Origin of the sequence: Rhizobium sp. Root491, assembly GCF_001427205.1 — a bacterium.
Classification (GTDB): domain Bacteria; phylum Pseudomonadota; class Alphaproteobacteria; order Rhizobiales; family Rhizobiaceae; genus Agrobacterium; species Agrobacterium tumefaciens.
On sequence record NZ_LMFF01000001.1, the window covers coordinates 480,454 to 492,493 of the forward strand.

General features: G+C 58.2%; 10 protein-coding genes and 1 pseudogene. 4 read left to right on the forward strand and 7 right to left on the reverse strand.

What is annotated here, in order from left to right; genetic code table 11:
• The first annotated feature begins 208 nt into the window (after nucleotides 1-208).
• On the forward strand, nucleotides 209-1,582 hold the full coding sequence (gene mgtE / locus ASD46_RS02395; RefSeq protein WP_013635773.1) for a magnesium transporter: 1,374 nt from the start codon (nucleotides 209-211) through the stop codon (nucleotides 1,580-1,582).
• A gap of 68 nt (nucleotides 1,583-1,650) precedes the next feature.
• Here mgtE and ASD46_RS02400 read toward each other — a convergent pair whose 3' ends face one another.
• On the reverse strand, nucleotides 1,651-2,487 hold the full coding sequence (locus ASD46_RS02400) for an undecaprenyl-diphosphate phosphatase (RefSeq protein ID WP_003512187.1): 837 nt from the start codon (nucleotides 2,485-2,487) through the stop codon (nucleotides 1,651-1,653).
• Nucleotides 2,488-2,607: 120 nt separating this feature from the next.
• Nucleotides 2,608-2,997 (reverse strand): winged helix-turn-helix transcriptional regulator, encoded by a 390-nt coding sequence (locus tag ASD46_RS02405; RefSeq protein WP_013635769.1) that lies wholly within the window; start codon nucleotides 2,995-2,997, stop codon nucleotides 2,608-2,610.
• Nucleotides 2,998-3,100: 103 nt separating this feature from the next.
• On the opposite strand from ASD46_RS02405, the gene ASD46_RS02410 reads away from it, so the two are divergent.
• A complete protein-coding gene (locus tag ASD46_RS02410; RefSeq protein WP_025592882.1) occupies nucleotides 3,101-4,117 on the forward strand; it encodes a zinc-binding alcohol dehydrogenase family protein in 1,017 nt (338 codons plus the stop codon).
• 55 nt (nucleotides 4,118-4,172) lie between these two features.
• On the opposite strand, the gene ASD46_RS02415 is transcribed toward ASD46_RS02410, so the two are convergent.
• Both ASD46_RS02415 and ASD46_RS02420 read right to left on the reverse strand, forming a co-directional pair.
• Nucleotides 4,173-4,913 carry a pentapeptide repeat-containing protein gene (locus ASD46_RS02415; RefSeq protein WP_013635767.1) on the reverse strand — a complete coding sequence of 247 codons (741 nt, stop codon included), beginning with the start codon at nucleotides 4,911-4,913 and terminating at the stop codon, nucleotides 4,173-4,175.
• A 302-nt stretch (nucleotides 4,914-5,215) separates the two neighbouring features.
• On the reverse strand, nucleotides 5,216-6,880 hold the full coding sequence (locus ASD46_RS02420; protein ID WP_025592880.1) for an electron transfer flavoprotein-ubiquinone oxidoreductase: 1,665 nt from the start codon (nucleotides 6,878-6,880) through the stop codon (nucleotides 5,216-5,218).
• A gap of 550 nt (nucleotides 6,881-7,430) precedes the next feature.
• Here ASD46_RS02420 and ASD46_RS02425 point away from each other — a divergent pair.
• Nucleotides 7,431-8,240 carry a hypothetical protein gene (locus ASD46_RS02425; protein ID WP_060641835.1) on the forward strand — a complete coding sequence of 270 codons (810 nt, stop codon included), beginning with the start codon at nucleotides 7,431-7,433 and terminating at the stop codon, nucleotides 8,238-8,240.
• Here ASD46_RS02425 and ASD46_RS26200 read toward each other — a convergent pair.
• Nucleotides 8,194-8,736, reverse strand: coding sequence for a DUF488 family protein (locus ASD46_RS26200; protein ID WP_075807494.1), 543 nt, complete (start codon nucleotides 8,734-8,736; stop codon nucleotides 8,194-8,196). The two genes, ASD46_RS02425 and ASD46_RS26200, sit on opposite strands and share 47 nt — an antisense overlap.
• Before the next feature lie 165 nt (nucleotides 8,737-8,901).
• Nucleotides 8,902-9,822: a cation diffusion facilitator family transporter gene (locus ASD46_RS02430; protein ID WP_013635764.1), complete on the reverse strand. Its 921-nt coding sequence runs from the start codon at nucleotides 9,820-9,822 to the stop codon at nucleotides 8,902-8,904.
• 143 nt (nucleotides 9,823-9,965) lie between these two features.
• Here ASD46_RS02430 and ASD46_RS02435 point away from each other — a divergent pair, with 143 nt between their 5' ends.
• A complete protein-coding gene (locus ASD46_RS02435) occupies nucleotides 9,966-10,754 on the forward strand; it encodes an SDR family oxidoreductase (protein WP_013635763.1) in 789 nt (262 codons plus the stop codon).
• A gap of 22 nt (nucleotides 10,755-10,776) precedes the next feature.
• Here ASD46_RS02435 and ASD46_RS02440 read toward each other — a convergent pair.
• A pseudogene (locus ASD46_RS02440) lies at nucleotides 10,777-11,753 on the reverse strand (diguanylate cyclase domain-containing protein).
• Between the last annotated feature and the right edge of the window lie 287 nt (nucleotides 11,754-12,040).

Consider the following 12,040-nt stretch of genomic DNA (forward strand, 5'->3'; position numbering starts at 1 on the left):
TGACTCTTTTTGGTTTCGGGCGCAACACGGCGTTACGCGCAGGCCGTGACCCGGCACAGCGCGGATTTTAACGGAGCATCATTTGATGTCTAGCGACAGTAGTAGTCGATTGCCTTTGCCGAAAGCGGCGAACGGGAACTGATCCGGCACCTGTCGGCTCACAACCGCGTTCGTCGTAATCGGCGAATCGACGGAAAGGTGAGCAATCATGAACTTCCACACCCTCTCCCAGAGAGCCAGCAAGGCCGCACGTCTTCTCCGCAGCGGAAATGCCGGTTCCACCACCATTGCAGAACGCGTCGAGCACCTCAACACACTCGATACGCATGAGGCAGTCGCCGCCCTGCTCGCCATGCCGCAGGCAAAGGCCGTCGCCATTCTCGACCGGCCGGAACTGCATGACGCAGCCGCCATCATTGCCGGTATTCCGCTTGACCAGGCCGCCCGCTTCGTCAACCTGATGTCAGACGACCGCGTTGCCGACGTCATGGCGGAAATGGACGAAGAGCCGCGCGCAAAGCTGTTTTCCCGGCTGGATCGCACGACCGCGCTCTCCATCAAACATCTGATGGGTTATCCGCCGCGCACCGCCGGCTCGATCATGACCACGGAATTCGTCAGCGTGCCGGATAACTGGACGGTGGAACAGACCCTTTCGCACATCCGCGTCGTCGAGCGGTCGCGTGAAACGGTCTATGCCATCTATGTTCTGGCGCAGGACGGAACGCTGTCCACCGTCGTGACGCTGCGTCGCCTGCTGACCGGCGAGGCCGGCGCCTCCATTCTCTCCGTCGCATCGAAGGAAGGCATCGTCTGTGCCAGCCCCTTGATGTCGCAGGAGGATGTTGCCCGGCTCATCCGCAAGCACGACCTTCTGGCGCTTCCCGTCGTTGACGATCATTCGCATATCCTCGGCATCGTCACGGTCGACGACGTGATCGACACCATGATCGCCGACACCACGGAAGACGCTCACAAGTTCGGTGGTATGGAAGCACTCGGCAAGCCCTATATGGCAATGGGCTTTCCGGACATGATCCGCAAGCGCGCAGGCTGGCTGGCTGCCCTGTTCCTGGGTGAAATGCTGACGGCAAGCGCCATGCAGCATTTTGAAGGCGAGCTGGAAAAAGCCGTCGTCCTGACGCTGTTCATTCCGCTCATCATGTCATCAGGCGGCAACTCCGGTTCGCAGGCCACCTCGCTCATCATCCGGGCGCTGGCGCTCGGCGAACTGAAGCTTTCGGACTGGTGGCGGGTGCTGCTGCGGGAAATCCCGACGGGCCTGACGCTCGGCTGCATTCTCGGCGCCATCGGCTTCCTGCGTCTGACCATCTGGCAGCAGGCAGGCTTTTATGATTATGGCGACCACTGGCTGCTGGTGGGCGCTACCGTCTTTGCCGCACTCGTCGGCATCGTCACCTTCGGCTCGCTGGCTGGCTCCATGCTGCCATTCCTGCTGCAGCGTCTGCGGCTGGATCCAGCCAGCGCATCTGCGCCGTTCGTCGCCACGCTGGTGGATGTCAGCGGCCTCGTCATCTACTTCTCGGTGGCGCTGGTGATCCTCAGCGGCACGCTGCTCTGAAACACAAAAGGCCCGCTCGAAAGAGCGGGTCTTTTCATTTGCAGAGTTTTCGACAGGGCAAATGCCCCTCAACCGCCAGCGCTGATAACGCCCGTTCCGAGAAGTCCCAAAAGAATGACCCCGATGACCACCCGGTACCAGACGAAGGGCATGTAGCTCTTGGTGGAGACCAGCTTGAGGAAGACGACGATCACGGCGTATCCGACGACGAAGGCGATCAGGGTTGCAAGCCCCGTCTGGCCCCAGCCTACAGGGTTCTCCTCGCCGATGCTTTTGAACAGCTGGTAGAAACCGGAACCGAAGACGGCGGGAACGGCGAGCAGGAAGGAATATCGTGCGGCCGCCTCGCGCGTGTAGCCTAAGAGCAGGCCGGCGCTGATGGTGCCGCCCGAGCGCGAGACGCCGGGGATGAGCGCCATGGCCTGCGCGAAACCGAACAGGATGCCATCACGCCAGATCAGCTGGTTCAGCTTGTAGCGCTTCTTGCCGATCCTGTCGGCGACGCCGAGAATGATGCCGAAGACAATCAGCATTACGGCGGTGATATAGAGATTGCGCAGCGAATGCTCGATGGCATCCTTGAAGAACAGGCCGAGCAGCACGATCGGCACCGAGCCGACGATGATCAGCCAGCCAAGCCGCGCATCGGACTTGTCATAGGGTCCGAGGCGAAGGTTCTGCCGGAGCCAGGCGGCGGCGATCCGCATGATATCGGACCAGAAATAGACCAGCACCGCCGCTTCCGTGCCGATCTGCGTAATCGCCGTGAAGGCGGCACCCGGATCCGCACCGGAGGGCAGAAACTCCCCGGCTATCCTCAGATGCGCGCTTGAAGAAACCGGAAGAAATTCCGTAAGTCCTTGCAAAAGGCCGAGAAATCCGGCCTCCAACCAACCGATGCTCATGTGATTTGATGTCCCTGCTGCGAATCGAATTCGCAGCATTATGCATCAAACCGGGCAAATCCGTGTTGCATCGCACCATGAAAAAGAAGTGCGGGAGGGCTTGGTTTTACCCGTTGTTTTTCAGGCTGCTTTCTCCGCAGGCTCAGGATGAAGGGTGTATTTCGCGCCGTTCTTGCACACAACATGGGCGTCGCCCCAGCTTTTCAGCGCCGAGATCACAGGCTTCATGGTTTCGCCAAGTGGCGTCAGCGCATAGTCCACGCGCGGCGGCACCACCGGGAAGACGGTGCGCGAAATCAGGCCCGCCTCTTCCAGTTCCCGCAGCTGCTTGGTGAGCATGCGCTGGGTGACGCTTGGGATGTGGCGGCGCAACTCGTTGAAGCGCAGGGTGCCCTCGTTGATGAGGTGATAGAGGATCACGCCTTTCCATTTGCCGTCGAGAAAACTCAAGGCAGACTCCACCGGGCAGCCCGGAAAATTGCCGGTAAGCTTGGCGCGCGGTCGCGACATCACAGTATCCTTTTTGTATGTATCATCACAAAATGTGCATTCTTGCGATCGATGTTCATATGTATCAAGTAAGAGGCACGCAAACAAGTAAAGGAGACTGTTCATGCGCGCCATCGGTTACAAGACGAGCCAGCCCATTACCGCAACGGATGCCCTTATCGACCTCGACCTGCCGCAGCCGGAGGCGACGGGGCATGATATTCTGGTGGAGGTGAAGGCCGTTTCGGTCAATCCTGTTGACACCAAGGTTCGCCGCAACCAGGCGCCGGAAAACGGTGCTGCCCGCGTGCTGGGCTTCGATGCGGCGGGCGTGGTGAAAGCCGTCGGCGACAAGGTATCGCTGTTCAAGCCCGGCGACGAGGTGTTTTACGCTGGTGTCATCAACCGCCCCGGCTCCAACAGCGAATTCCATCTGGTCGATGAGCGCATCGTCGGCGCCAAACCGAAGTCGCTGAATTTCGAGGAAGCAGCGGCACTGCCGCTGACCGCGATCACGGCCTACGAGACGCTGTTCGACCGGCTGCGGGTGACAGAGCCCGTTCCGGGTGCGGCAAATGCCGTTCTGGTGATCGGTGGCGCCGGCGGCGTCGGCTCGATTGCCATCCAGCTTCTGCGCGCACTGACCGATCTTACCGTCATTGCCACGGCTTCGCGGCCGGAAACGATGCAATGGGCCAAAGACCTCGGCGCGCATCATGTCGTCGATCACAGCAAGCCGATTGCCCCGCAGGTGGAAGCGCTTGGCCTTGGTGCACCGGGCTTCGTATTCTCGACCACCCATAGCGACATTCACGCCGCAGACAGCGTGGCGACCATTGCGCCGCAGGGCCGTTTTGCGCTGATCGACGATCCGGCCGGCGGTTTCGACGCCATGGCGTTCAAGCGCAAATGCGTTTCAATCCATTGGGAAATGATGTTCGCCCGCGCGGTATTCCAGACGCCTGACATGATCGAACAGCACAAGCTGCTCAATCACGTTGCGGAACTGGTTGATGCCGGCAAGATCAAGACGACGTTGACCGAGGTTTTCGGCACCATCAACGCCGCAAACCTCGTCAAGGCCCACGCCTTGATTGAAAGCAACACGGCCAAGGGCAAGATCGTGCTTTCGGGCTTTTGATCTACACGTCACACGAAGTGGGAGGTGCGCGCCTGATAAAGCGCGCCCTTCCCGGTCAATCGTCTTCCGGATCTTCCGGGCATGGCCATGCGGCAGGCGTCGTCAGGCCGCTCGGCAGTTTTGTCTTGGCGTCGCCGCAGGCGATGTCGATCTGTTTCTGCTCAAGGCCGGTGGCGGCGGAAAGATCGACCCCCTCAATGCGGGTCAACAGCAGGAAGGCGTTGGCAAAATCCACCGCGCCGCCGAGCTTTGCGCCCTGGAAGCTGGCACGCGACAGATTGGTCAGCGAAAATTTCGAGCCGGACAGGCTGGCATCTTGAAACTCGGCACGCCCGAGTTCAGCCTTGGTAAAATCCGCGCCGTCCAGTTTGGCCTTGTTGAAATTGGTCCGCTGCATTTCCGCATTGATGAATTTTGCGCTGGTGGCGTCGGCGGCGGAAAAGTCACTGCGGTAGGCTTCCACCTTCGTCAGGTTGGCGCCCTGCAGGTTCGCCTCTCCAAGAGCCGTCCGGATGAGTTTCGCCTTTTCAAGATTGGCGCCCTTCAGCGAGGAGCCGCGCAAATCCGTATAGGTGAAATCCGTGCCGTAAAGCATCGCCGAATCGAGGTTGCTGCCGCCCAGCATCAGGAGCCGCTTGTTGCATTCGCGCCAGTCGATGCCGGCCATGGCGTCGGCGCGGCAGCTGGCGGCCATCAGCGGGCTGCCACTGAGCGAAACGGCAACTACCATACCTGCCGCCAGACCGGCGACGATCCTTGTATTCCGCACGATATTCAGCCTCTGAAAGCCGGACATTCCATCACTCCTGCCGCCGGGCGACGGCCCAAACGCAACATATGCACATTCAAGGCGTTACCGCATTCCTGACCCACAATCCATGGACCAAGCAAAGCTACAACACCCCAACATCCTATATGTAAGAAATCGAAGGGCAATCCACAAATACTAGGGGGGACGAGACTTTCGATGCCTCGCGCACGCGACGTCATCCTTTCGCTCGTCGCGAGGATCCAACCACGTATCGTGAAATCAATCGGTTACAGATGCCCGGGGCAAGCCCGGGCAAGACGAAGGTTGCCGGCAGACCAGCACCGCGATCACATATTGGCGTAAACCGGCCCTTCGCCACCCTGCGGCGGCACCCAGTTGATGTTCTGGTTCGGATCCTTGATATCGCAGGTCTTACAGTGCACGCAGTTCTGCGCGTTGATCACGTAGACCTCCTCGCCGTCCTTCTCCACCCACTCATAAACGCCGGCAGGACAATAACGTGTCGAGGGACCGGCATAGACGTCGTGTTCGGAACGCTTCTGCAAGTCCATATCCTTCACCTGAAGATGCACCGGCTGGTCTTCCTCATGGTTGGTGGAGGACAGGAACACCGATGACAGCCGGTCGAAGGTCAAAACGCCGTCCGGTTTCGGATAGGCGATCGGCTTGTGTTTGGAGGCCGGCTCAAGGCTCTGCGCATCCGTCTTGCCGTGTTTCAGCGTGCCGAAAACGGAGAAACCGAACAGCTGGTTGGTCCACATGTCGAGACCGCCAAGGCCGACGCCAACAAGCGTGCCGAACTTCGACCACAGCGGCTTGACGTTGCGCACACGCTTCAGGTCCTTGCCGATATCGCCGTCACGCCATTCCGCCTCGATCTCGGCCACTTCATCATGGGCGCGACCGGCGGAAATAGCCGCGGCGATCTTTTCCGCCGCCAGCATGCCCGACAACACCGCATTGTGGCTGCCCTTGATGCGGGGCACATTGACGAAACCGGCCGAACAGCCGATCAGCGCGCCGCCGGGGAAAGTCAACTTCGGCACCGACTGGTAACCGCCCTCGGTAATCGCGCGCGCGCCATAGGAAATGCGCTTGCCGCCCTCGAAAGTGTCGCGGATGGCCGGATGCGTCTTGAAGCGCTGGAATTCCTCGAAAGGATAAAGATAGGGGTTCTTGTAATTGAGATGCACCACGAAGCCGACGGCAACGAGATTGTCCTCCAGATGATAGAGGAACGAGCCGCCGCCGGTCTTGAAACCGAGCGGCCAGCCGAAGGAGTGCTGCACGAGGCCCTGTTTGTGGTGTTCCGGCTTGACCTGCCAGAGTTCCTTGATACCGATGCCGAATTTCTGCGGTTCGCGATCTTTCGAAAGTTCAAACCTGGAAATCAGCTGCTTGGCGAGCGAACCGCGCACGCCTTCGCCGATCAGCACATATTTGCCATGCAACTCCATGCCGCGCGTGAAGGCGGGGCCGGGTTCACCGTTCTTCTCGATGCCCATATCGCCGGTGGCGACACCGATCACTGCGCCTTCTTCATTATAAAGCACTTCGGTGGCGGCAAAGCCCGGATAGATCTCGACGCCGAGCGCTTCCGCCTTTTCCGCCAGCCAGCGACAGACCAGCCCAAGCGAGACGATGTAATTGCCGTGATTGTTCATGAGCGGCGGCATCATGAAGTTCGGCAGACGGATGGAGCCCGCAGGGCCTAAGAACATGAACTGGTCGTCCTTGACCTCGGTCTTGAAGGGATGTCCCTCTTCCTCACGCCAGCCGGGCAGAAGCCGGTCGATGCCGATGGGATCAACCACGGCACCTGAGAGAATATGCGCGCCGACTTCAGCACCCTTTTCCAGAACGACGACCGAAAGCTCCGGCTCGACCTGCTTCAGACGGATCGCGGCGGCAAGGCCCGCAGGACCCGCACCGACGATCACAACGTCGAATTCCATCGCTTCGCGTTCCGGCAGTTCCATCGCTTCCGTCATCTTGCCCTCTCACCTCGCCGGTCCCATCCGGCTGTTGTTATATCCGCTTCCGGCATTCGCACCGTGTTGCCTGCACCGGCCGAAAAGCCCGTCTGCGACAACACATTCGCCCTAGCCTGTCTTCGCAAAGCACGACGGCTTTGTCGAGCTTCCATAGCGGCAAAACATGTCGCACGCCACTCAATTGTCAGACAACCTGATGAGTATTTTATTACTTTTACGTGCACGTAAGATTGAGAATAGGAGTTGCTTGGGTGGGCGTCAAGGGCGATCCTTGATAGCTGGCATACGGCAAGCGTCGCTAGTCTTGTCCTAGACCGGATTGCAATTGGCGTGTTCTTCTACGTGCTGCCACCTATCACGTCTTTTACCTGACCCGAAGGCACGCTTCAGCCAAGCAAGGTCAGCTAACCCTGGCTTCTTGCCATACAAAGAAATAGTTGTATTTTTTATATACTTTGGCAACGCTGGATTGACTTCAGTTGATACTGGTGGCGCAATCACAAGCATCTAAGGTGATTCACGGGCAAATCCGCCCCCGGAATATACGATGACGATTGTAGACACCCGCATTCTCATCCTCTGCAAGACCTATCCTTCACCGTGCGGTAAGTACGCGGAGACAACCTGCGTAGCCGGAATGGACGAGAGCGGTAAGCTTGTACGCCTATTCCCTGTACCATTTCGCCTAATCGCAAAGGATCAGCAGTTCAAAAAATGGCAATGGATCAAGGCCAAAGTCGAGAAAGCTAAGAAAGACCATAGACCAGAAAGCTTCACCATTAAAGTCGATACAATCAACGGAGGCGAAGTAGTCGCGCCTGGCAAAGATTGGGCTGAACGGAGACGCCTGTTGTCACCTATCAAAGTCTATCCGCACTTTGATGACATCGAGGCCGATCGCTCTGCGGGCCGTCTCTCACTGGCCATACTAAGGCCTACACGCATCATAGGCCTTGAAATTGAACGTGTGTCCGACCCTGAATGGACTGACGACGAGTTGGCAAAGCTTGTGCAGGAACAGAAGCAAGGTGGTCTCTTCGACGACGATGATAAGCGGTCGATCAGAACTCTTAGGAAATTGCCGTTCGATTTCTACTACAGATACGAATGCCATGAAGGCGCTACTGCAAAGGTATTCAAGCACAAACTCGTAGATTGGGAAATCGGGGCACTATACTGGAATTGTCATCGTTCGCACGGTGACGGTTGGGAGCAGCACTTCCGTGACCAACTTGAGAAGAAGATACCTTCAAAAGATTTAATGTTGTTAATGGGAAACCAACATCGGTTTCAGGATCAGTGGCTGATTATCAGCTTGATCTACCCGCCACATCAGATGCAGACAGAACTGTTCTAGACGGAGGTTGTGACCGCTTCGGCATCTTAGACTTATTTCGAAGATAGCGAGTTGCGTCGTCTCCAAAAAGATGAACCATTTCGTAGCCAAAGACACTCATCCGCTCTCCCACGATGAATCGATGACAAGTTTTCGGATCGCGTTCAAAACAGAGAAGGCAGACAGCCTTTTCTTCAGACAGCGCCACGAGCTTTTCAACAGCAGCGGCGCATTCTGATTTATCAACGTGCGCGCTATAGATTGTCCTGAAACTGTCAAAATTCCCTGCTTTAGCCGCCTCTCTTCCCTCCTTCGGATCTCCAAGCTCTTGCATGGCTAGGTATTTGATCCCAGCGGATTCCAGATGTTCTCGTAACGAATTCTTCGAGAAGCCCTTCTTTCGAGACAGTGGAACTGCTCGGACGTCAGCGACAACTTCGACACCGACAGTGGTGAGCGTCTCCACGAAACGTTCGATATCAGTACCCTCGTAACCGATCGTGTAGACTATCTTCATCACGTGCTCCTTTTCTACTCAGCTTATGAGGCCTAGCTGGCTCGACGCTTGCGTAGAGAGGCGCTTCGATACGCCATCAAGTGCGAAGCCGCTAGAGGCGGAAGTGGATTTTATCATCTACAGTCAAATTAAACTGCGCCAGGCCGACGCATGGCATTATCCGCATCAAACCGCCCATTCCTCATCCGTCGTAAACACAATCGTCAGCCACCGATCCGTCCCCTCGCCGCCGAGTGCATCGCCGATCTCGTCGCGGATCGCGTCCCATTCTTCGAGACGCCGGGGTGGCCAGTTTTTCGGGACGATGAAGAAGAGTTCGATCTGGCGGCCTCGGCCCACGCGGGCGACATAGGAATAGTGCGAGGCGAAGCCGAATTTTTCGACGGTTTCGGCCGCTACCCTGTCCACATGCTGCTTGAATTCAAATGGCGTCACCAGAAGGATGTCGGCGAGCGCCTGCTTCACATTGCCGAGCGGCATGGGAATGATGATGAGGCAGACCAGCGCCAGAACGGCGGGGTCGATATAGGGCGCGATCCACTGATGCGCCGTTCCCGTCAGCCCGTAGCCGATGGCGAAGGCGAGGAACAGGGCCGCGCTCAGGAGCGCGCTCATCAGCCAGCTTTTGGCGTCCAGCGCCACGAAGGCCGATTTCAGTCTGCGGTTCTGGCGTTTGACGAACCATGCCATGACGAGCGAAACGGCAAAGCTGACGAAGGTGACGATGATGGCGTAATCGAACTCGATCGATCGGCCGCCGTCCATCAGGCTGTCGATGGCGTTGATCAGGGCATAGATCGCAGCGCCCATCAAAAGCGTGCCGTTGAGGCCGAGGACCATCGGCTCCAGATGCCAGAAGCCCATGGTAAAACGCTCTGCCAGCCGGCCACCGGGCCGTGGGGCGGCGGAAGCCGCGATCAGCCGCGCCACCAGTAGCGCCAGCACCGTCATGAAGGCATCCGTCAGGGCATAAACGCCATCGAACACCACCGCGAAAGAGCCGGAAAACAGGCCTGCACCAATGCCGAACGCGGCCAGAAGAACCGTGATGGCAATTGAGAATTTCAGCAGAGATTGTTCGGTCATGACGCGTATTTAACCTTCAAAAGCGGGCGCCGCCTTCCTATAAACAGCACAGATGGAGCGGGATAGCGAAAACTGTGGAAGGTTTTCGCCTGTAGTCACGCTTCGATTCTTTGATCCGCTGCAAACAAGACAGGACAAAACCCATGGATCTCGGCATTTCCGGCAAACGCGCCCTCGTTCTCGCCTCCTCTCGCGGCCTTGGGCTGGGCATCGCCACGGCGCTGGCGAATGAAGGCGTGAATGTTCTTCTCGTTGGCAGAAGCAGCGAAAAGCTGGACGCGAACTGCAAGACGATCAATGCACTCGGCAAGGGCAAGGCCGACTGGGTGCGGGGCGATCTTGGCGATGACAATTTCGTCGAGGCCATGGTTCAGGCCGTGAACGACAAGCTCGGCGGCATTGACATTCTCGTCAACAACACCGGTGGGCCGACGCCGGGTCTTGCGCAGGAGATCACGACCGAGAAGCTGGAGAGCTTCTTCCAGTCGATGGTGCTGCGCGTCATCACGCTCACCAATGCGCTGCTGCCGCAGATGAAGGAACAGGGCTTTGGCCGCATCCTGACCGTTGCCTCCTCCGGCGTGTTCGAACCCATCCCCAATCTGGCGCTCTCCAACACGCTGCGTGGGGCGCTGGTGGGCTGGAGCAAGACATTGTCGAGCGAAGTGGCCGGTTTCGGCATCACGTCCAACCTTCTTCTGCCCGGCCGCATCCATACCGACCGCATCGACGAGCTGGATGGCGCCAATGCCAAGCGCCTGGGTAAAAGCATGGAGGAAATCCGCGAGGCTTCGGTCAAGAGCATTCCGGCAGGCAGGCTTGGCACGGTGGAAGAATTCGCCGCCGCCGGGGCTTTCCTCTGCTCGGTTCCGGCAAGCTACATCACCGGCACAATGCTGCGGGTGGATGGCGGCGCGGCGAAATCGAACTGACGCCGGTTACACGCCGGAGCGGTCAAGAGGCCGCTCCGTAGACTACGAAGCGGTTTCTGCCGGTATTCTTGGCTTCGTAGAGTGCCGTGTCGGCGCGGCGCAGCACATCGCTCGCGCTCTCGCCGGGATCGGCAAAGGCAATGCCAGCCGAACAGCTGTAACGGAAATCCGGCACATCGCTCAGCGGCGATGCCTCGGTCAACGTCGCCAGCAGCTTCTGCATGGTGCTTTCCGCGCTCAGCATTCGCGAACCGCTGAGAACGAGCAAAAACTCCTCACCGCCGATCCGCCCCACCAGATCGTCCCGGCGATCGCGGCGGAAAGCCGGGTGGCGAAATCCTTAAGGACGAGATCGCCGCAGGCATGCCCGAAACGGTCGTTCACCGCCTTGAAATGGTCGATATCCATGATGATCACCGCAAGCGCCTGCGCCTTGTTGGGGCCAAGCATCTGGTTGAGGATATCCATGGCATAGCGGCGGTTGCCGAGGCCCGTGAGTTCGTCGCTCAGCGCCGATTTCAGCGCCCTGTCGCGCTCCTGCCGCAGATCGCGCAACTGGATGCCAAGCTCGGAAACATCGGTCACGACACACAACATCCAGCCGCCCGGCAGCGTCGTTTCCGTCGTCAACATCCAGCGTCCATCGTTCAGGCTGGTTTCGATGGTGCGGTAAGGCAACTTGCCGCGCCTTGTCCGCGCCGAGCGCAACCACAGTTCGAAATCGGTGGTTTCGACCGCCGTTCCTGTCGAGCTGCGATACCCGCCGCGCATCAGCTCCATCCAGCTCGGAAAACCGTCCGGAGCCATGCCCAGCGCCTCGCGGAAGGCCGCATTGGCAAAGCGCAAGTCATCGCTGCCATCGAAAAGGGCATAACCCTGCTGCGATGACGCCATGAGGTTCATAAGCTGAGAATGGAAAATATCCACGTCGCCGCGAATGAGGACCTCCGGCCCGGGCGGCACATCTTGGAGGGCGGAACATGCCTGCTTGCGGGACATCTGGACTTCCGGGTTACAACGCGACAGCTACAATTAAGAAAGCTCCCTGAGGATATAGCCTTTATTTATACTTTGCGATTGCGAAAAAATATTTAATTTGCATCGCAAAACTGTATTTATAACGGAAAATTACTTTATTCTAATGTTTTAATAAACCGAGAAGTGGCGCTTGCCATTCTGCCGGGCCTGTGCAATCAACCGCCCTCCTCTGACATCGGGATGCCAAATGCGTCCCTTATTCTCACGCCGGGCCGCCTTTGGGCCGGGCGAGCATTTCTATCGGCGAC